General features: G+C 63.7%; 16 protein-coding genes. 7 read left to right on the top strand and 9 right to left on the bottom strand.

Features of this window, described 5'->3' with window-relative positions; translation table 11 throughout:
* The first annotated feature begins 46 nt into the window (after positions 1 to 46).
* The gene (locus QZY01_RS11015; protein ID WP_294537018.1) at positions 47 to 1,939 is read left to right on the top strand and encodes a glycosyltransferase family 2 protein; all 1,893 of its coding nucleotides are present in this window, start codon (positions 47 to 49) and stop codon (positions 1,937 to 1,939) included.
* On the opposite strand, the gene QZY01_RS11010 is transcribed toward QZY01_RS11015, so the two are convergent.
* Positions 1,920 to 3,611 carry a lysine--tRNA ligase gene (locus tag QZY01_RS11010; protein ID WP_294537016.1) on the bottom strand — a complete coding sequence of 564 codons (1,692 nt, stop codon included), beginning with the start codon at positions 3,609 to 3,611 and terminating at the stop codon, positions 1,920 to 1,922. The genes QZY01_RS11015 and QZY01_RS11010 overlap by 20 nt on opposite strands.
* Positions 3,612 to 3,816: 205 nt before the next feature.
* Between QZY01_RS11010 and QZY01_RS11005 the strand changes: the two genes are divergently transcribed.
* Positions 3,817 to 4,161 (top strand): DUF952 domain-containing protein, encoded by a 345-nt coding sequence (locus QZY01_RS11005; protein ID WP_294537014.1) that lies wholly within the window; start codon positions 3,817 to 3,819, stop codon positions 4,159 to 4,161.
* Entirely contained in the window at positions 4,158 to 5,231 is a 1,074-nt protein-coding gene (locus QZY01_RS11000; protein ID WP_294537012.1) for a quinone-dependent dihydroorotate dehydrogenase, read from the top strand. The genes QZY01_RS11005 and QZY01_RS11000 overlap by 4 nt, the downstream gene beginning before the upstream one ends.
* A gap of 81 nt (positions 5,232 to 5,312) precedes the next feature.
* Here QZY01_RS11000 and QZY01_RS10995 read toward each other — a convergent pair whose 3' ends face one another.
* Positions 5,313 to 6,389, bottom strand: a complete 1,077-nt coding sequence (locus tag QZY01_RS10995; protein WP_294537010.1) for a histidine kinase dimerization/phosphoacceptor domain -containing protein — start codon at positions 6,387 to 6,389, stop codon at positions 5,313 to 5,315.
* Between the two features lie 744 nt (positions 6,390 to 7,133).
* On the opposite strand from QZY01_RS10995, the gene QZY01_RS10990 reads away from it, so the two are divergent.
* Entirely contained in the window at positions 7,134 to 7,994 is an 861-nt protein-coding gene (locus QZY01_RS10990; RefSeq protein WP_294537009.1) for an alpha/beta fold hydrolase, read from the top strand.
* 106 nt (positions 7,995 to 8,100) lie between these two features.
* Here the strand turns inward: QZY01_RS10990 and QZY01_RS10985 are convergent, their stop codons facing one another.
* From QZY01_RS10985 to shc, 5 genes are all read right to left on the bottom strand, one after another.
* Positions 8,101 to 9,138, bottom strand: a complete 1,038-nt coding sequence (locus tag QZY01_RS10985) for a glycosyltransferase family 1 protein (protein ID WP_294537007.1) — start codon at positions 9,136 to 9,138, stop codon at positions 8,101 to 8,103.
* 113 nt (positions 9,139 to 9,251) lie between these two features.
* A complete protein-coding gene (locus tag QZY01_RS10980; protein WP_294537006.1) occupies positions 9,252 to 9,599 on the bottom strand; it encodes a DUF6460 domain-containing protein in 348 nt (115 codons plus the stop codon).
* A 27-nt stretch (positions 9,600 to 9,626) separates the two neighbouring features.
* The gene (locus QZY01_RS10975; protein WP_294537004.1) at positions 9,627 to 10,148 is read right to left on the bottom strand and encodes a hypothetical protein; all 522 of its coding nucleotides are present in this window, start codon (positions 10,146 to 10,148) and stop codon (positions 9,627 to 9,629) included.
* Between the two features lie 32 nt (positions 10,149 to 10,180).
* Complete coding sequence (locus QZY01_RS10970; RefSeq protein WP_294537003.1) at positions 10,181 to 10,846, bottom strand: response regulator transcription factor; 666 nt, start codon at positions 10,844 to 10,846, stop codon at positions 10,181 to 10,183.
* A gap of 270 nt (positions 10,847 to 11,116) precedes the next feature.
* Positions 11,117 to 13,096 carry a squalene--hopene cyclase gene (gene shc, locus QZY01_RS10965; protein WP_294537002.1) on the bottom strand — a complete coding sequence of 660 codons (1,980 nt, stop codon included), beginning with the start codon at positions 13,094 to 13,096 and terminating at the stop codon, positions 11,117 to 11,119.
* Between the two features lie 255 nt (positions 13,097 to 13,351).
* Between shc and QZY01_RS10960 the strand changes: the two genes are divergently transcribed.
* Both QZY01_RS10960 and hemA read left to right on the top strand, forming a co-directional pair.
* A complete protein-coding gene (locus QZY01_RS10960) occupies positions 13,352 to 14,014 on the top strand; it encodes a carboxymuconolactone decarboxylase family protein (RefSeq protein WP_294537001.1) in 663 nt (220 codons plus the stop codon).
* Positions 14,015 to 14,337: 323 nt separating this feature from the next.
* Positions 14,338 to 15,624, top strand: coding sequence for a 5-aminolevulinate synthase (hemA, locus tag QZY01_RS10955; protein ID WP_294536999.1), 1,287 nt, complete (start codon positions 14,338 to 14,340; stop codon positions 15,622 to 15,624).
* A gap of 73 nt (positions 15,625 to 15,697) precedes the next feature.
* On the opposite strand, the gene QZY01_RS10950 is transcribed toward hemA, so the two are convergent.
* Positions 15,698 to 16,888 (bottom strand): lytic murein transglycosylase, encoded by a 1,191-nt coding sequence (locus QZY01_RS10950; RefSeq protein WP_294536996.1) that lies wholly within the window; start codon positions 16,886 to 16,888, stop codon positions 15,698 to 15,700.
* Positions 16,885 to 17,814 carry a DMT family transporter gene (locus QZY01_RS10945; protein ID WP_294536993.1) on the bottom strand — a complete coding sequence of 310 codons (930 nt, stop codon included), beginning with the start codon at positions 17,812 to 17,814 and terminating at the stop codon, positions 16,885 to 16,887. Before QZY01_RS10945 ends, QZY01_RS10950 begins: the two co-directional genes overlap by 4 nt.
* A gap of 161 nt (positions 17,815 to 17,975) precedes the next feature.
* Between QZY01_RS10945 and QZY01_RS10940 the strand changes: the two genes are divergently transcribed.
* The gene (locus QZY01_RS10940) at positions 17,976 to 19,598 is read left to right on the top strand and encodes a mucoidy inhibitor MuiA family protein (RefSeq protein ID WP_294536991.1); all 1,623 of its coding nucleotides are present in this window, start codon (positions 17,976 to 17,978) and stop codon (positions 19,596 to 19,598) included.
* Positions 19,599 to 19,620: the final 22 nt, after the last annotated feature.

Below are 19,620 nucleotides of genomic sequence, written 5' to 3'. Positions count from 1 at the left end.
TAGTAGCCGCGCATTGCCTTTTTCACCCTTCGATTCCGTCTCGCTCATGCGTTCCGTTTCTTTATATAGAATCGCCGAGAATTGCGAAGCGGCCGAGTGGCCGGGAGAATTGCTGCCGCCGGAAGTGGCGTTTCTGAGCGAGGCGGATGTCCCGCGAAAAGCCCTGCAATGGGCGGCGCTATGCGCCCGGGAACAGGGCGTCGGCGCGGAGGAAGCGCTGATCGCCGAGGGACTGATCGAAGAGAGCGCCTATTACCGGGCGCTGGCGTCAAGGCTGAACTGCCCTTTCATCGAACGCGCGATGGTGCTGGCGCCCGGCTTCGATTACCGCGCGGCGCTGCGCGCCAGCGTCGCGCGCGCCGACCCAAACGCAGAAAAATTCGACTGGCTGATGGCGCCGCGCGGCAAACAGGTCGTCAATCTTTTGCGCCTCGCCGACACGCCTGGGGCGTGGGGCCGCATCGCCGTCTGCGCGCCGAAATTCTTTTCCGCGCTGGTGCGAGCCAAGGGCCGCCGCGCCCTGTCGGAGGACGCGAGCTTCGCCCTGCCGCGCGCAGACGCCCGCCTCAGCGCCAGCGCGCCGCAAGTGCGCCGGAGCAATTTTTTCGCCATCGCGCTGATCCTCGCGGTGCTGGCGGGAATGTTTGCGAGCGAGCCGCGCCTGTTCGCCGTTTCGTCGCTGTTGCTGTCGCTGCTGTTTTTCGGCGGCATTTACGTGCGCTCCTGCGCGATAGCCGCGCATTTACTGCGCGCGCCGCCGCCGCCGCGTCGCTTGAGCGAGCGCGCGCTGCCGACCTATACGATCATCGCGCCGATGTACCGCGAGGCGAGTGTGGCGGCGCAGTTCGTCGCCGCGCTCAAGGCGCTCGACTATCCGGCGGCAAAACTCGACGTCAAGCTCGTGCTCGAGGCCGACGATTTTGAAACGTCGGCGGCGCTGCGGGCGGCGGGCCTCGCGCCGAACATGGAAATCGTGGTCGCGCCGCCCGGCGCGCCTAAAACCAAGCCGCGCGCGCTCAATGTCGCCTTGCCGCTGGCGCGCGGTCGATTGCTGACGATTTTCGACGCCGAAGACCGGCCCGAGCCCGATCAATTGCGCGTCGCCGCCGAGGCTTACGCGGCGGCGGGGCCGCGCGTCGCCTGCCTTCAGGCCCGCCTCGCGGTGGATAATGGCGGCGACGGCTTTTTCGCCTATTTCTTCGCCATAAGCTATGCGGCGCTGTTCGATGTCGTCAATCCGGGCCTCGGCAGGCTCGGCATGCCGATGCCGCTCGGCGGCACGTCGAACCATTTCCGCACCGACCTGTTGCGCCGCGTGGCTGGCTGGGACGCCTGGAACGTCACCGAGGACGCCGATATCGGCCTGCGGCTGGCGCGTTTCGGCTACCGCGTCGAAACCATCGATTCCGCGACCTACGAGGACGCGCCGATAAATTTTTCCGACTGGCTGGGGCAGCGAACGCGCTGGATGAAGGGGTGGATGCAGACTTTGGCGGTGTTCCTGCGCACGCCGCGCCGCAATATCCGCAAAATGGGCCTGTTCGAGGCCTTTTCCGCGCTTTGCGCGATGACGAGCCTGATCGCCGGCCCCTTGTTCGGCCCGTTCTATGTCGTCCGCCTGATCCGCGACCTGTGGTTCGGCGACCTGCTTGCGCCGCAAGACCCCGAGCGCCTGATACTCGACAGCTTCAGCCTCGGCATCGTCCTGTTCGGCGCGCTGGTTTTCGTCACGCCGAACTTGATCGGCATGAGGCGGCGGAATTTGAGCGCCTCGCCGGTCCTGCTGCTGGCGCCCGTCTATTTGCTGGCGCTCAGTTTCGCCGCCTGGCGCGCCCTCTGGGAATGGACGCGCCAGCCTTTTGTATGGACCAAGACCAGCCACCTGCCGCGCCAACGGTTCCGCCCGATCCCGGACCCGATCAGGGGGCGACGGCCTTGAGGAATTTGCCCGCCAGGGCGTCGGCGATCAGCGCCCGGGTGTTGTCGACGCCATAAAGCGCGATGAAAGAGCCGAAGCGCGGGCCGCGATCTTCGCCGAGCAGCACCTGATAGAGCATGTTGAACCAGTCGTTCGATACGCCGGGCCGTTCCGGCGTCGCGCCCTTGGCGGATAAATTCTGATAGCGCGGGATCGGCCGCGCCACGTCGTAAAGCAGGGTCTGCGCCTGTTCGGCGCTGGCGCCTTGCGGCAGGGCGGCGAGCCCCTCGCCAAGCTTTTCCAGCGCCGCCCGCTCCACTTCGTCGGCCGCGCGAAAAACCTTCTTCGGCCGCACGAAATCGCGGAAATAGGCCACGGCGTAACCGATCATCGCGTCGAGGCGCGGGAATTTCTCCGGGCTGGCGTCGGGCGCATAGCGGCGCAGGAAGCCCCACAGCACCGCAGGGTCTTCGCTATTGGCCACCGCCGCCAGATTGAGCAGCATGGCGAAGGAAATCGCGGTCTTTCCGGCCTCGCCGTCCTCGCCGTCGCCGCGATGGATGAACTCGGGCGCCGGCGGTTCGCCGGCATGAATGTGCCAGACCGGATTGCCGAGCCGCAATTTCCAGTCCTGGCGCGGATAGGCGTCGAGAAAGGCCAGATATTCGTCCACGGCGCGCGGAATCACGTCGAAATAGAGTTTTTTGGCCTCGCGGGGCTTCCAGTACATGAAGAACGACAGGCTTTCGGGACTGGCGTAGCGCAGCCATTCGTCGATGGTCAGGCCATTGCCCCGCGATTTCGATATTTTCTGGCCGTTCTCGTCGAGGAAGAGTTCGTAGTTGAAACCTTCCGGCGGCGCGCCGTCGAGCGCGCGGGCGATCTCGCCCGACAGCTTGACCGAATCGATCAGGTCCTTGCCGGCCATTTCGTAATCGACGCCAAGCGCGCACCAGCGCATCGCCCAGTCGGGCTTCCATTGCAGCTTGCACTGGCCGCCGGTCACCGGCGTCTCGAATTTTTCGCCCGTATCGGGGTCGCGCCAGACCAACAGCCCCCGCGCCACATCGATCTCGTCGAGCGGAACCTGCATGACGACGCCGGTGCGCGGATGAATCGGCAGGAAGGGCGCATAGGAGGCCGCGCGCTCGGCGCGCAGCGAAGGCAGCATGATTTTTTGCACTTTTTCATACCGCGCCAACACTTTCAGCAAGGTCGCGTCGAACCGGCCGGATTGATAATATGCGGTCGCCGACGCGAATTCGTAATCGAAGCCGAAGGCGTCGAGAAAGGCGCGCAACCGCGCGTTGTTATGTGCGCCAAAGCTCGAATATTCGCCAAATGGATCGGGAACCTGGGTCAAGGGCTTGCCCAGATGCGCCGCGACCAGATCCTTGTTGGGAATATTTTCGGGCACTTTCCGCAATCCGTCGAGATCGTCGGAAAAGGCCAGCAGCCGCGTCGGGATGGCGTCGCCGGTCAGGGTGCGGAAGGCGTGGCGCACCATGGTGGTGCGCGCGACTTCGCCGAACGTGCCGATATGCGGCAGGCCCGAAGGACCATAGCCGGTCTCGAACAGCACCTGTTTCTGGCCGGTGCGCTCGATCCTCGCCACAAGTTTCTTCGCTTCCTCGAACGGCCAGGCGGTCGATTGGCGGGCGAATGCGGCGAGGTCGGGCAGGTTTTGCGTCATTCCGGCTGGTTTTCGGCGAAAAAGCTCCGCCGCCTCCATTTCAAAGGGTGAGAGCCGAAGGTTTTAGCTTCTGCGCAGCGACAAAACCAGCATTTCCAGGCCAATGGCCGGCAATTTGCCGCGATTCCCGCATCGCGGCCACGCTCGCGTCTGGCGCCGTGGCGAGAAAAATGCGTAAATCCGGGGTTGACGCGGGGGATGCGGCTTGGCTCTGATCTATAAAATCTTGACGGCGCAGGAATGGGAGGCGGCGCTCGTCGAAGGCGTTTTTGCCGGTTCAGGCGTCGATCTCGCCGACGGCTTCATCCATTTCTCGACGCGCGCGCAAGTCGAGGAGACGGCGGCGAAGTATTTTTTTGGCCGCCCCGGCCTGCTGCTGGTCGGCGTCGAGGAGGAAATTTTGGGCGAAAAACTGGTCTATGAGATTTCGCGCGGCGGCGCCCCCTTCCCGCATCTTTACGGCCCGCTGCCGACCGCGCTGGCGGTGACAAAAATTCCCCTGCCGCTTCGCGCCGACGGCGCGCCCGATTTTTCCGGAATTTTCACATGATGGGTTTTTTCGATTCCGTCGCCTTGCCGATGCTTCATGCGGTCCAGGCCGAGCGCGCGCATAATCTGACGGTTTTCGCCTTGCGCTATTTTCCGCTGCCGCCGGCGCCGGTCGATGACGACATTCTCGCGCAAAATGTTTTCGGACTGGATTTTGTCAATCCGGTCGGCATGGCCGCCGGTTTCGACAAGGACGCCCGCGTTCCCGACGCTTTGCTGCAACTCGGTTTCGGCTTTGCCGAGGTCGGCACGCTGACGCCGCTCCCTCAAGTTGGCAATGCAAAACCGCGGCTGTTCCGGCTGCATGAGGATCGCGGCGTCATCAACCGTTTCGGCTTTAACAACCAGGGCCACGCGGCGGCGCGCGATAGGCTGCTGGCGCGCAGCGCCAAAGGCGGGGTGGTCGGGGTCAATATAGGCGCCAACAAGGAGGCGACCGACCGAGCCGCCGATTATGTCGCCGGCATCTGGGCTTTCGCCGATCTGGCCAGCTATTTCACGATAAATGTCTCCTCGCCCAACACGCCCGGCCTGCGCAATCTGCAACAGGCCGGCGCGCTCGACGACCTGCTCGCCCGTGTGCTGGAGGCGCGCGACGAGGCGGCGGAGACCCTGCCGCGCCGTCCGGTGCTGCTCAAAATCGCCCCCGACCTGACGCTCAAGGAACTCGACGGCGTGGTGCGGGTCGCCCGCGCGAAAAACATCGACGGCGTGATCGTCTCCAACACCACCTCGTCGCGTCCCGATACAATGCGCGACGATGCGCAAAGCGAGATCGGCGGCCTTTCGGGCGCGCCCTTGTTCGCGCTCTCGACGCACATGCTGGCGCAGACCTTTTTACGGGTCGAAAAGCAATTCCCGCTGATCGGCGTCGGCGGCGTCGACAGCCCGGAAGCCGCCTGGGCCAAGATCGAGGCGGGCGCGACGCTGATCCAGCTCTATTCGGCGCTGGTTTACGAGGGCATGGGCCTGATCGAACGCATCAAGGCCGGACTGGCCGCGCATCTGCGCGCGCGGGGCATGAGCCAGATCGAGGAGGCGGTGGGGACGGGGGTCGCGGACTGGATTTGAGAGGATGAAAACCGGGCGTTGGGCGCCGACCGCAGACTGCAATCGCAAACTGGCGCCAGGAGGTCCAACGCTTCGCGAAGGCTATTTCAATGATCCGGAGGCTTTCGTGAAAGATATCGTCACGCTCATGCCTTTCCCCGGCGATGACGTCACGGCCACTTTCGCCGATGCGTTTTGCCTCAAGGACTGGACGATGATCGCGCCGAGTTTTCCGGGCTTCGGCCAGACCACGCCTTCAGGCAGACCGACGCCATCGTCGGCAACAACAATTTGGCAACCGCGGTCGTCGATCAGGCTGTGAAGTTTGATGGCGCCTCCATCGCGCCCGACGAAGGCGTGCTTCAGCGCGTTGGTCAGCAATTCATTCACGACAAGTCCAGCCGGCATGGCCACGTTTACCGATGCGGGCCACGTATCGAGTTTGATGTCGAGACGAATGCCTTCGGTGGCGTGGGCCTGGATGACCGACGTCGCTATCTGTCCGAGATAGGCCCCAAGGTCGACGGTGTCATTGGCATTTTCTTGCGAAAGGGCGTCGTACAAAACGGCCAGCGCGTGAATCCTGCCGGCAAGCCTGTCGAAGCTTTGGACAATCGCGTCGTCGGGCGCCTTGCGCGCCTCCATCCGGATCAAGGCCGTGATCAACTGGAGATTGTTTTTGACGCGGTGTTGCAGTTCGCGAAGAAGAACATCGTTTCCCGGCAACGCCTTCGCCTTCGCCTGCGGCTCGCCGACGGCGGCGCGCGACACGCTTGCAAGTGCGACAAGACGGAATATCGGCTTCCCGGTCTCGTCTTCGATTGTATTGGACCAGGCGTCCACATTCACCGATCCGGCATCATGCTCGATGATGAATTCGCCGATATATTCCTCATCGTCTCTTACCGCATCGCTCAATTTTCGGTTGTCGTCGTCGGCGGCGGCGACCCCGGGCAGGGTTCGCCAGCTCTTGCCTTCAATTTCTGCGACAGATTTACCCGTCAGCCTTTCGAATTCCAGGTTGGCATAGGTGACGGTTTCGGAAGGATGGAGTTCCGAAACGGCGATGGCCACCGGCACGTGGTCGAGGAACTGCTTGAACCGGTCACTTTCCAGCGCCTCGGCCAGATGATCGGTGTCGAGCAGTTCCTTAACCCTCTTGGCGTCCCTGCCTGTCATCGCATGTCCCTTTTTTTGCCCTCTGCGAGCCCAAAAGGATCCGCCGGTCTATTCCATGCGCCTGAAATCGCAGGGTTTCGCCCTTCGATGCCGGACATGGACCCATGTCGGTGAATGCCCGCATCTGGTCATGCGAATGACCGGGTCATGACGCCCGAGCTGACATCCGCGCGCTTGAACCAAACGAAAGCGCCTGGATGCCCAACTGCGGACCATTCTGAAATTTCGCCGGCGGCAAACAGGGCGTGCAACCGTCAATTTATGCTATTTTTTGAATAGAGCATATTTCCGACAATTTGGAGACTTTTCGCAAGAGAATATATATTAAAAAAATAACTGGCGCGTCCGGACAAATTTTGTTCACCGAAAACGCTCGAGTTCGCGTTTTGAAGTTTTATCCGCCAGAGCATTTTCCGATCCGATTGAACGGAAAAGGGGTTCTAGTTACTTTTTTTACGTTTTTTCTGCATGCGAACCGGCATCCGCTTCGCTGGAAAACACTCAAACGCGGACCTTCGGTTCGCTCGAACAGGGTTCCGCTTCGCTTGGGCCGCTCCCACGGTTCGCCGTCCCGACCCGCATCGGCAGCAGCGGCGGTCGGCGCAAAGGCGCGCTTTTCGATCGGTCGGCGCCGGCGTCATCGTGGCTCCGACTCCGGTCATGGGACCGCCGTTCGCCGATTGACTTCAAGCCGGTCGATCGCCAATCTTGGCGGGAGCGAGTAACGGCAGCCTGGAGATTTCAATGAAATTTTCTCGAGAGGATGTCACGTTCACCTCCCATGGCGCCGCGCTTCGGGGATGGCTGTATCGACCGGAAGGCGACACGCCGAAGCCGGGCGTCGTGATGGCGCACGGGCTCACGGCCGTGCGCGAGATGTTTCTCGATCTTTACGCCGAAGCTTTTGCCTGCGCAGGATTCATGACGCTCGTTTATGACCACTTCGGTTTTGGCGTCAGCGATGGCGAGCCCCGTCAGTCTCCTGCGCCGAGCTTGCAATTGGAGGGTTATCGCGACGCCATCGCGTGGTTGCGCCGCCAATCCGGAGTCGACCCCGACCGCATCGGAGTTTGGGGTTCGAGTTATTCCGGCGGACAAGTGATCATGCTTGCGGCGGAGCCTCTGCCGATCCGTTGCGCCGTCGCCCAGGTTCCCGGCTTCAGCATGGGCGGATTGCAGCTTTCCGCGGCAACGGTCGCAGAAATCACCGCCGCCATTCAGAATGGACGTCTCGACGATGTCATTCCAGCCGCCACGGCCACTGCCGACGGGCTCGGCATCATGTATCAGGATGACGCGCATGACTGGTTCACTCGGGTCAGCAGGGAGCGGGCGCCGACCTGGCGCAACGAGGTCAGAATTGGCGCCCTCACGGAGCCCTTCGAGCCCATCGACTTCCTGGTCAGGACCCGAATCCCGCTGCGCTGCATTGTCGCGCCCGATGACAGACTCACGCCGCCGGACGAAGGGATCAAGATCGCGGCGACGGTCCCGTTGATCGACCTTGTCCAGATCTCCGGCGGCCACTTTACCGCTTACGAAGCCGGTTTTGACGAAAGCGCTCGCCTTGCTGTCGATTGGTTCGCAAGGCATTTGGCGGATTAGCGTTTTTGCGAAGCAGCGCTTATGGGCAAGCTTTGCAGCCGAATCCCGCAATGGCCGCCGAAATTCCTGTTTTTGAGCAGGTCGGCGCCGGTCGCCGTAGCACCCTTCAGGCCGAAACCCGCCGCGAAAAAGCCTCAGCCCTCGCGCGCAAAACATTTTCGATGAACAGGCGCGCGCTTTCCGGCCAGGTATAACGCAAGGCGTGATCGCGGCAGTTTTCGCGCGACAGTTTCAACGCGCCGAGGCAGGCGGCGCGCAAGTCCTCGTCGAGCACGCCGATGCGCGGATCGGTGACGATATCGACCGGGCCGGGAACGGGGAAGGCGGCGACCGGCGCGCCGCAGGCCAAAGCCTCCAGCATGACATTGCCAAACGTGTCGGTGCGGCTGGGGAAGACGAAGACATCGGCGGCGGAATAAAAACCCGCCAGTTTTTCGCGCGGTTTCACGCCGACGAAACAGGCGTCTGGAAACCTCTCCTGCAACGGCGCGCGCGCCGGGCCGTCGCCGACGACGATTTTCGAGCCCGGCAGGTCGAGCGCCAGAAAGGCCTCGATGTTCTTCTCCGGCGCCACCCGGCCGCAATAGAGGAAGAACGGGCGCGCCAGGTTTTTCAGTTCCGCCGGCAGTTCCGCCACGGGCCGGAACATTTGCTCGTCGACGCCGCGCGGCCACAGCATCGGCCGCTGGAACCCCCTCGCGTGAAGATCGTCGGCGAGCGTCTGGGTGGCGACCATCAGGCCGGCGCCGCCCTGATGGAAATGGCGCAGCGCCGCATAGGACCAAGCGGCGGGGATCGGCCAGCGCGCCTCGACATATTCCGGGAAACGGGTGTGGTAGCTCGTCGTGAATAGTTCGCCGTTGCGCGGACACCAATAGCTGGCGGCGACGCCGAGCGGCCCCTCGGTGGCGATATGAATATGATCGGGCCGATGCGCGCGGATGAGTTCGCCGACCGCCTTGGGGCTGGTCAGCGCCAGCCGGATTTCGGGATAGGACGGCGCGGCGATGGTGTGGAACCGGTCCGGGCCGATGGCGACGAATTCATGGCCGAGCTTTTCGCCGGCGGCCATCAGGTTGGCGAGGGTGATGGCGACGCCATTGACCTGGGGGCGCCATGCGTCGGTGACGATGCAAATTTTCATGGCGGGAGAGTTTCAGACCGATATGACCGAAATAATAAGCCCGGATGGCCGTCTCATGAAACCGTCAGGAATCCGCAGGATTTTTGCAATCTGTGGCCATCCGGCATACCTAATTATTTGCGCGACCGCATGTTCAGCAGCCTTAGCGCGACCCACAGCGGCACGACGATCGCCGCCCCCGCCAGCACATATTCGGCAATGTCGCGAATCGCGTCGAAGCCCGCATCCCAGAAGCGCCGGACGATGTTGCGCAGGCCAAACAGCACGTCGACGGGCCGGATGTCGAGCCAGACCAGGAAAAAACCGACGATCAGAGACACGATCAACAGGCGGACCAGCACGGCCGTCGGCGAGCCACCGAGAAAATTCTCCAGTTCGCTCGGCGCCGGCTGGCGTCCGGCGGCGAGATCGGCCTCGCGGGGCTCGAAAGGGTGGCGCGAGGGGGGGGTGTCCTGGCTCATGTCGAAATCCTTGCCGCAGGAAGTGGATTATAACGGCGCCGCCGGACGCTTGTCGCCGCTGGAGTCGCGGAAAATCTGCATCATCCTGCGCAAGAAGCGTTCTGCCCGGTCGAGAGCGCGGTCGAAGCGGCGCTCCTCCTCGTCGGGCGCCGGCTTGGCGCCTTGCGCTGCGTCAGCGTTTTGCGCCGATTTGGGCGCCTGCCCTTTAAAGGCGGCGTTTTCCCTGGCCAGCCGGTCGATTTCCGCCTCCAGCGCCGCGCGCTCGTCGGCGCTGGCGCGGCACTGCGCCTGACCGGCGTTGAGCGTGCAGAGCGAAACCTGTCCGCTGCGGGTGTCGAGCCGCAAAAACCCTTCGGCGACCGGGGTCATGACGAAACGGCCATTGGCGGCGTCGCCGGCCTTTTCGGGCTGCGCTTGCTCAGGCGGGGTTTGCGCAGGATTTGTGGTCTCGGCGCAGGCGGCAAAACCGCAACCGAGCGTGACGAGCAGGGTCGCGCAGGCCTGCGGCCGGGCGCGCCGAATGAGGGGAGGGAGCGAAGCCAAAGCCATGTTCGACCCCTTGTCCGTCGTAGGCAGGAAAATCAATCGCCGGAAAGCCCGCCATTGCCGGCGCCGCTCATCGCCTCGATTCGCGCGGCGGCGATCACCGCCTGGGTGCGGCTCTCCACGCCGAGTTTCTGCAAGATGGCGGAGACATGTGCCTTGACCGTGGCTTCGGAAACCGAAAGCTCATAGGCGATCTGCTTGTTGAGCAGGCCCTCCGAGAGCATCATCAGCACGCGCACCTGCTGGGGCGTCAGCGAAGCCAGACGGCGCACGCTGTCGACGGTGTCGCGGTCGGCCGGACCATGCAGATCGACATCGGCGGGCACCCAGACCTCGCCCGCGAGCACCGAGCGAATGGCGCCCTGCATGGTCTCCATGTCGGTACTCTTGGGGATGAAGCCCGAGGCGCCGAAATCGATGCACAGGCGGATGACGTTGCGTTCCTCGTGACCGGAGACGACAACGACCGGAGCGCCGGGATATTGCGCGCGCAACACCATCAGCCCGGAAAAGCCGCGCACGCCCGGCATGGCGAGATCGAGCAGGACGAGATCGACTTCCAGCTTGCCTTCGAGCGCCTTGATCACTTCCGCGAGACTGCCGCATTCGATGATCTCAACTCCCGCCACGGCATTGGCTACGGCCTGTCTCAAGGCGCCCCTCACGAGCGGATGATCGTCGGCGATCAAAATACGCGTCAACTGCTGCTCCACGCTGCCTCCCAGTTCAGGTCCAAAACCGGTTTATGCCAAAAATGGGCCAAGGCCAAAACCGCGTTCGGGCCGGAACCGTTGGGATATTTCCTTGACCTTGACGCAGGAGCCCCGCGATTCGGTCAAAGGAGTTGTCAATTGTACTTCTTTCGATTTTATACTCAAGTCGAATGCGCGCAAGTCCATGACTTTCGTCATCGCAGGGTTGCAAAAAGCTTGTAGCTTTTGCTCCCGCGCGTGCGGCCCGCGAGCGCCCGCTCAGATCGCAAATTGCGGCGCCGGGGCGCCCGAGGCGTTGAGATTGCGCCAGCGCGCCAGCGCCAGCAGCGGGAAATAGGCCTGATAGCCGTGATAGTGCAGATAGAACATGCGCGGGAAGCCCGTGCCGGTATAGATTTCGTCGCGCCAGAGCCCGTCGCCGCGCTGGTTGGCGAGGAGCCAGTCGGCCGCGCGCCGGGCGCTGTCCGAGGCCGCCTCGCCCGCCGCGCAAAAAGCCAGCAGCGCCCAGCCGGTTTGCGACGGCACACTTTTTCCGGCCGGCGCATAGCGGCGGTAAATATAGTCGTCGGTGGTTTCGCCGAAGCCGCCGTCCTGATTCTGAATCTGCCTGAGCCAGCGCAGCGCACGGTGGATGCATTCGTCCTGCGGCGGCAAGCCGGCCATGTTCAGGGCGATCAGCGCCGACCAGACGCCATAGATGTAATTGACGCCCCAGCGGCCATACCACGAACCGTCCGGCTCCTGCTCCGCCTTGATATAGGCGATCGCGCGCGCCTGCGCCGGATGATCGGAGGCATAGCCGCGCTGGGCGAGATAGCCGAGGCAGCGCGCGGTAACGTCGACGCAATCGGGATCGAGCATGGCGCCGTGATCGGCGAAGGGAATGCGGTTCAGATATTCCTTGTTATTGTCCTTGTCGTAGGCCGCAAAGCCGCCGCTCGATCCCTGCATCCCGATAATCCAGGCGTCGGCGCGGCGCAGGTCCGCGTCGCGGGCGGCGTCGCCGGCGCCCAAAGTCCTGTTGGCGCGGTCGAGCGCGCTCGCCACCATGGCGGTGTCATCGAGGTCGGGATAAAAGGGGTTGTTGAACTGGAAGGCCCAGCCTCCCGAAACCAGCCCCGGCTCCCGTTTGCGCCAGTCTCCCGGCGCGTCGATCTGTTTCGAGGCCAGCCAGTCCAGCGCGTCCTTCACCTCCGGCGGTTCGGCGCCCGCCTCCAGCAAGGCATGGATGGCGATGGCGGTGTCCCAGGTCGGCGACAGGCAGGGCTGGCAATAGACTTCCTCGCCCCGCTCCTGCAACAGCCGGTCGAGCGACTTGCGGCAGACCGCCTTGTCGGGATGGTCGTCGGGAAACCCCAGAGCGTCCATGGCCATCAGCGCGTTGGCCATGGCGGGGAAAATGCCGTTGAGCCCATCCTCGCCGTTGAGCCGCTCCAGCGTGAAGGCCAGCGCCGCGTCGATGGACTTCTGGCGCAACTTTGCGGGAATATGCGGCTCGGCCCAGTGCAGGGCGGTGTCCAGCCAGCCGAAAGCCTTGTCGATCCAGTTCTTGGGCCGGAAATAGGCGACATCGGCGGGGTTCTCTATGAACAATTCGGCGACGCCGATCTTTCCCGGATTGGCCGCGACCGGCTTTTTCGCCAACAGGATCAACAGCGGCGCGATCACCGTGCGCGACCAGGTGGCGATATTATACATGTTGAACGGGAACCACAGCGGCAGCAGGATGACCTCCACCGGCAGGGCCGGAAGCGCGCGAAAGGGGATCTGTCCAAACAGCGCCAGAGCGATGCGCGTGAACATATTGACCCGTTCCGCCCCGCCATGGGCGCGGATCCAGGCCCTCGCTTTGGCCATGGCCGGATCGTCGACCCCGGCGCCCGCCAGTTTCATCGCGTAATAAGCCTTGACCGTGCAGCTCAGGTTGCCCTCGCCTTCCGGGTAGAGCGGCCAGGAACCGTCCTCGCTCTGGATTCGACGGATATAAAGGACGATCCGGCGCTCCAGCTCAGGCTCCGGGCGCCCAAGAAAATGCAGCAGCATGATATATTCGGCGGGAATGGTGACGTCGGCCTCGAATTCGAAACACCACCAGCCGCCGGGGTCCATCTTGGCCAGCAGCGCTTCGCGCGCGGCAAGGATCGCCGAATCGAGCCTGTCCTGTAGCGGCGCGGCCCCTTGGGAGGCGTTTGCCGTCTTTTCCTTCGGCGCGATTTGGACGGCGGCGTCCTGCAGCATGATCGGTCCTTGCAACGAAACTCGGCCTTCGGCGGGCTGACAAGGCGGAGAGCTATAGGTTTTTTGGGTACAGGCCAAGTCCGAAGGCTTTTTTGCCTCGCCGGATAGGCGTTTCGGCGCATTTTCCGCGGAACGGAAACACGCCCCCCGCCCACGACAAGGCGCCAAATTCCCGCCCTCTCAAATGTTTGCGCGTTGTCTGAAACCGCGCGCGGATCAATACTCGCCTGTCAAATACCAAAATCGGGAGGTTGCATGTCCATTCGGCACATTGGCTTTCGGGCGCTCGCCGCCTGTTGTTTCGCAGCGCTTGTCCTTTGTTTCGAGGCGCTCGGTCTGGGCGCGGGATCGTCGGCGCGCGCGCAACAGCGCCTGCCGACGATCCCGCCCGCGCAATATGACGAAATCCAGAAAAAGGCCGCCGATGAATTTCTCGCCGCGCGGAAAACCCCGGTGTTCGGGCCGTTCGAACCCTTGATGCACAGCCCCCAGGTCATGAGCAGCGCACGCGCGATGGGCGATTATCTGCGCTATAATTCGGCGGTTGGCGTGACCTTGAGCGAGCTGGCGATCCTCGTCGTCGCGCGAAACTGGTCGCAGGATTACGAATGGTTTGTCCATGCGCCGATTTCCCTCAAACAGGGAATCAAGCCTGAAATCGTCGCGGCCATCGCAGACGGCCGGCGGCCCGAGGCGATGAGCGAGGACGAGGCGATCGTCTATGATTTCGCGACCGAACTGCAAAACAACAGGCGCGTTTCGGATGTCACGTATGCGCGGGCGCAAACGCGCTTTGGCGACAAGGGGGTTGTCGATCTGACGGCGATCCTCGGCTATTACACGCTGCTGGCGATGGAATTGAACGTGGCGCGCTATGCCCCGCCCGAAAGCGCCAAACCGCTGCCGCGATTCCCGTGACGCGTTTTCGCCACGGCCGCCAACCGGCAAACCTTGGCTTTGGCGCAAGGGCGGCTGACGCCGCAATCCGGCGCCAAGGTCTCAAGGAACCGGCCTTGCCAAGCGGCAAAAAAACGCCAAAGTTGATCCAGCGCAAGGAAAAGCGCCGTCACTGCGTGTTTTTTTAGCGAGCGTCGGTGCGGAATTGTCGAAACTGCCGCGAAATGCGACAAAATGACACAAGTCCGGGCGCGAAAAAGCCTGTAGCTTAGGCAGGCGGTTAATCTAGCGGTTCAGCCGGTTCGACGAGGTTCGCCGGCGCGCGGGGCCAAGGGACAGAGAAAATGGACTACCGGCAGGTATTCGAAGACGCCATCGGGACCTTGAAGTCCGAACAGCGTTACCGTGTTTTCGCCGACATCGAACGTGACGCGAAGCGCTTTCCGCACGCCACCTGGCGCCGGACCGACGGCGTAGCGCAGGACGTCACCATCTGGTGCTCGAACGATTATCTCGGCATGGGCGTCCATCCTGAAGTGATCGCCGCGATGAAAAGCGCCGCCGCCATGCATGGCGCGGGCGCGGGCGGCACCAGGAACATTTCGGGCAACAACCATCCGCTGGTGAAGCTTGAGGAAGAACTCGCCGACCTGCACGGCAAGGAGGCCGCGCTCGTCTTCACGTCCGGCTGGATTTCCAACCTCGCCGGCATTTCGACCATCGCCGATCTTCTGCCCGGCTGCCTGATCCTGTCCGACGCGCTCAACCATAATTCAATGATCGAAGGTGTGCGCCGCTCGGGCGCCGAGCGTCAGATCTGGCGCCATAATGACGTCGCCCATCTTGAGGAACTGCTCGCCGCCCAACCGCTGGAGCGCGCCAAGCTGATCGTGTTCGAGAGCCTCTATTCGATGGACGGCGATATTTCGCCGATCAAGGACGTCTGCGACCTCGCGGAAAAATACCATGCCATGACCTATATCGATGAGGTCCATGCGGTCGCCATGTATGGCGCGCGGGGCGGCGGCGTCGCCGAACGCGAAGGCCAGATGCACCGCATCGACATCATCGAGGGCACGCTGGCCAAGGGTTTTGGCGTTATAGGCGGCTATATCGCGGCGAGTCAGGCGATCATCGACTCGGTGCGCAGCTATGCGCCCTCGTTCATTTTCACCACCGCCCTGCCGCCGGCGGTCGCCGCCGCCGCCACGCAATCGGTGCGCATCGCCAAGGCGCGGCCGGAATTGCGCATGGCGCACCAGCGCCAGGCCTGGCTCACCAAACATGCGCTGATGCAGGCCGGCCTGCCGGTCATGGCCAATCTGTCGCATATCGTGCCGGTGATGGTGCGCGACGCGCAATTGTGCAAGGCGGCGACCGACATGCTGCTGGACCGCCACGGCATCTACATCCAGCCGATCAATTACCCGACGGTGCCGCGCGGGACCGAGCGCTTGCGCATTACCCCGACTCCCTACCATGGCGACGCCCATATCGCCCATCTCGTGGAGTCGCTGGTCGATGTCTGGGCGACTTTGCGCATCCCCTTCGTGCAGTCGAGCGATGTCGCCGCGCCCTTCGCCAATGACGCGCATTGCTCTTATCCGGCGATGAAACGCGCCGCCGAATAAAACCGCCGTTCACGCGACGCGCCGGTTCCCGAGTTGTCGAGCCTCCGTTTCTCCCGAAACGGAGGCTTTTTCGTCAGTTTCGCCGCAGCGCCTCCAGAACCGCGCGCGAAGGATAGCCGTCGGCCTTGGCGATCCCGGCCTTGCGCTGGAAGGCGTGAATGGCGAGCCGCGTCACCGGCCCGAAACGCCCGTCGATCTTGCCGTCATAAAACCCCGCCGCGCTCAGTCCGCGCTGGATCGCCTCGCGCTCGGCTTGGGTCAAAGGCTGCGCTTCCGCTGGCCAGTTCTCGCGCAAAACCGGCCGCCCGGCGATTTTCTCGGCCAGGGTTGCGGCGCCGAAAGCGTAGGAATCGGAAAAATTATAGGCTTTGAGCACGAAGAAATTTTCGCTGAGCAAAAAGGCCGGGGCGGAATTGTTTGCTTGCGCGCCGGCCGGGAAAAACAGCATGGCCTCCCCGCCTTGCGGCAAGGCGGCGCCGTCCAATGGCTTGAAACCGGCGCGGGCCCAGCCGGCAAGATCCTGTCGCAGCGTCGCATAGTCGAAGCCTGCCGGAACGCGCGTCTCGATTACCGGCTTCAGGCCGGGCCGCCAGCCGGATTGTTTGAGGAAATTGCCGATGGAGGCGAGCGAATCCGGGCCGCTGCTCCAGATTTCCGGCGGGCCGTCGCCGGTAAAACGCACGGCATATTTGAGATAGGCCGAGGGCATGAACTGCGGATCGCCCATCGCGCCGGCCCATGAACCGCGCAATTTCTCGCGCGCGACGCCTTTTTGCAGCAGCGCGAGGCCGGCGACGAATTCCTGCGCATAGACCGGATTGTCGCGATGGAGGAAGGCCAGCGTCGCCAGCGCGCGGAAAATGTCGCGGTCGCCGCGCGATGCGCCGAAATCGCTCTCCATGCCCCAGAGCGCCACCACTATTTCCGGCGCAACGCCATATTTTTTCGCGATCTGCCGCAGGGGCGCGGAAAACTTGTCGCGCATGGCCTGTCCCTTGGCGACGCGGACGGGATTGGCCGCCCCCTCGACATAGGTTTTCAGCGGCACGACGAATTCGCCCTGGCTGGCGCGCTTGCCGGTCAGCGAGGGATCGAGCGCGAGGCTCGATGCAACGGAGTCGAAAATCGCGTCCGGCACGCCGGCGTCGCGCGCCGGAGCCCGCAAGCTTTCGACAAATTTGCCGAACTCGCCCGCCTCCTGTGCGCGAGCCTTCAAGGCCAGGGCGCACAGCAGCAGGCTGGCCAGAATCCGGCGTCGGTTCATACAGGCTCCTCCGCGCGCCTCTTGCCGGTCTCGGCCAGACCTATGCCGCCAAGACCCAGCGCCAGCGCCGCCGCATGATAAAGGTGAAAAGGCTCGCCGAGCAAAACGATCGCGAAAAAAGCGCCAAACAGCGGCGTCAGATTGGTGAAAATACCAGCGCGGCCGGGGCCGATCAATTCGACCGCCCGCATGAAAAACAGCTGGCTGACCAGCGACGGCCCGAGGCCGACGAACAGCACCAGCGCAAAGCCCTTGGCGGTTGGCCAGCGATAGCTCGCCGAAAAAATCTCGACGGCGAACAAAGGCAGCGACGCGGCGAAAGCGGCGATCGCCATGCCGGCAAAAAACACCATCGGCGGCAGATGCGGCCGGTCGCGAAGCGCAATCGTATAGCCGGCGTAAAGCGCGCAGGCGGCGAGCAGCATCAGGTCGCCGCGATTGAAGTCCATCGCCGCGAGATTGGAAAGGTCGCCGCGCGTCCCGATCAACCCGACGCCGGCAAAGGACACCGCCATGCCAACGATCTGCATCGGCGTGACGCGAAGCCCCTTGAACAAGGCGGCCCCGGCAAGGACCATCGGCGGGATCGAGCCTTGCAGCAGCGTGATGTTGACCGCGCTGGTCCAGTAGCCGGCGAGATAGAACAAAACGTTGAAGCCGGTATAGCCACAGAGCGCCATCAAGCCGATATAGCGCCAGCGCCGGCGCAATTCGCCTTCATATCGGACGATCTGGCCATGCAGCAGCGGCGCCAGCAGGGCGCAGACCACCAGCCAGCGCAGCGTCACCATGGTCATGGGCGAAACCTCGCCGACCGCCGCGCGGCTGACGACGCCATTGGCGCCCCAGAGCGCCGCCGTCAGCATCAGCGGGATCACGGCGCGGTCGTAAAGGCTGCGCCCGATCCGGCGAAAAAATTCGGTCACGCGGGCGCCTTTTCGAGTGCAGCGGTCGCGCCGACCATGTCGGCGATTGCCGCCCCCGTCCAGCAAAAGCGCCTTGCAAATCGGTAACGGCGCTTTTGCGTCGAAAAAAAATCGCAAATGGCGGCGAATGATCCGCCTTCGCCAAAGCCCGGAACAAAAACATGCGTAAAAGAGAAGCCGCCGCCCTTTCGATTCTGGCCCTGTGCGCTGCCGCTCCGGCGCGCGCCGCCGACATCGACGCCGCCTCGCGCATCGACACGGTGACGCTCTATCCCGATGCGGCCTTGGTGACGCGCTCAGCCGACGTCGATCTGCCCGCCGGGACGAGCCGGCTGGTGTTTCACGCCTTGCCCGGTGGAATCGATCCCGGCTCGCTGCGCGTCAGCGGCGAAGGCGACCAGAAAATCCTGCTTGGCGCGGTGGATGCGAGAAAGGCTCCGGCGCCGGTCAGCGACAGCGCGCTGGAGATGCAACTCAAGAAACTCCGGGTGGAGCGCGACGAAGCCCAGGTCAAGATCGACGCGCTCGACGGCAAACAGGCGATGATGAAACGCTTTTCTCACGCCAACCCGGAAAAGCTCGGCGCCGACGGCAAGGCGCTGAAGCCGGAGGATTGGCCGCAGGTCTGGGAGGTCATCGGCGTGGCGCTCGAAAAGATCGGGCTCGACTTGCGCGCCGCACGCGCCGCCGTCGCCGAGATCGACGCCCGCATCAAGGCGCTGGAGACGGCCCGCCCGACCCCGTCCTTTGCCGGGCCGGCGCGGGATGTCGCGGTCGAAGTCGAGGCCCCGGCGGCTGGAAAATTCCGGCTGGTTCTCAACTACCGCGTCCCCGGCGCGCGCTGGACCCCGGCCTATGACGCGCGGCTCGACAGCGGCGGAAAAGACGGCAAGCCCCATCTGGAGCTGAGCCGCCGCGCGCTGATCTCGCAAACAACCGGCGAAGACTGGAGTAATGTGTCGCTGGTCCTCGCCGCCTTCCCCGCCACCGGGGGAACCGAGGCGCCGCAGGTGACGCCCCGGATCGTTGATTTTGTCCAGCCGCCGGTCGCCTTTCCCGTCGGCGCCGCGCCGCAGGCCAAGGCCGCCTCGACGCTCGCCGCCGCGCCGGCGCCGGCGCCGATGCGCGCCGAAGATCGACCAAGCCGGATCGAGGCCGGAACCTGGCAGTCGAAATTCCGCGCGCCGGGAAAAGTGAGCCTCGCCTCGGATGGGACGACCAAAAACATCGGCCTGACGATGCAGCAGCCGGAAGCCGCCCTTAGCTGGCGGATTTCTCCGGCGCTCGATCCGCGCGCTTTCCTTTCCGCTCATTTCGTCAATGGCGAAGAGGCGCCGCTGCTGCCGGGGCAAGTCTCGATTTTCCGCGACGGCGCGCTGGTCGGCCAGAGCCGGCTGGCTTTTGCGGCGCCGGGCGCGGCGCTCGATCTGGGCTTTGGCGCCGACGACCGCGTGAGCGTTGTGCGCGCCCCCGTGTCGCGCAAGGAAAACGAGCCGTCGTTGTTTGGCCAGACCCGCACCGAAACCCGCGAGGTCGGCACGGTCGTGCGCAACCTGCACGATTTCCCGATCCACGCGGTGGTCACCGACCAGACGCCTTTTTCGGAAAACAGCGCCATCGCCATCGAGATTCTGGGACAGACCACGCCGCCCGACGAAAAGTCCCCGGAAGGCAAGCAGGGCCTGTTGCGCTGGCGTTTCGACCTCGCGCCAAACGCCGCCAAAGAACTGCGCCTCGCCTATCGCCTGAAATGGCCGGCGGACCGGGAAGTGGTGGTTGAATGAGGCGGGCGGCGCGCGCGGCTGG

Origin of the sequence: uncultured Rhodoblastus sp., from assembly GCF_903903185.1 — a bacterium.
GTDB lineage: Bacteria > Pseudomonadota > Alphaproteobacteria > Rhizobiales > Beijerinckiaceae > Rhodoblastus.
This window is presented reverse-complemented; position numbering and strand designations above follow the sequence as displayed.

Excerpts from the sequence above, each read along its gene's own strand:
- QZY01_RS10975 (WP_294537004.1), bottom strand. The coding sequence starts at position 10,148 with ATGGCTTTGGCTTCGCTCCCTCCCCTCATTCGGCGCGCCCGGCCGCAG.
- QZY01_RS10990 (WP_294537009.1), top strand. The coding sequence starts at position 7,134 with ATGAAATTTTCTCGAGAGGATGTCACGTTCACCTCCCATGGCGCCGCG.
- QZY01_RS10940 (WP_294536991.1), top strand. The coding sequence starts at position 17,976 with ATGCGTAAAAGAGAAGCCGCCGCCCTTTCGATTCTGGCCCTGTGCGCT.
- QZY01_RS10950 (WP_294536996.1), bottom strand. The coding sequence starts at position 16,888 with ATGAACCGACGCCGGATTCTGGCCAGCCTGCTGCTGTGCGCCCTGGCC.
- QZY01_RS10995 (WP_294537010.1), bottom strand. The coding sequence starts at position 6,389 with ATGACAGGCAGGGACGCCAAGAGGGTTAAGGAACTGCTCGACACCGAT.
- QZY01_RS11015 (WP_294537018.1), top strand. The coding sequence starts at position 47 with ATGCGTTCCGTTTCTTTATATAGAATCGCCGAGAATTGCGAAGCGGCC.
- QZY01_RS11000 (WP_294537012.1), top strand. The coding sequence starts at position 4,158 with ATGATGGGTTTTTTCGATTCCGTCGCCTTGCCGATGCTTCATGCGGTC.
- QZY01_RS10980 (WP_294537006.1), bottom strand. The coding sequence starts at position 9,599 with ATGAGCCAGGACACCCCCCCCTCGCGCCACCCTTTCGAGCCCCGCGAG.
- hemA (WP_294536999.1), top strand. The coding sequence starts at position 14,338 with ATGGACTACCGGCAGGTATTCGAAGACGCCATCGGGACCTTGAAGTCC.
- QZY01_RS11010 (WP_294537016.1), bottom strand. The coding sequence starts at position 3,611 with ATGACGCAAAACCTGCCCGACCTCGCCGCATTCGCCCGCCAATCGACC.
- QZY01_RS10985 (WP_294537007.1), bottom strand. The coding sequence starts at position 9,138 with ATGAAAATTTGCATCGTCACCGACGCATGGCGCCCCCAGGTCAATGGC.
- shc (WP_294537002.1), bottom strand. The coding sequence starts at position 13,096 with ATGCTGCAGGACGCCGCCGTCCAAATCGCGCCGAAGGAAAAGACGGCA.
- QZY01_RS10960 (WP_294537001.1), top strand. The coding sequence starts at position 13,352 with ATGTCCATTCGGCACATTGGCTTTCGGGCGCTCGCCGCCTGTTGTTTC.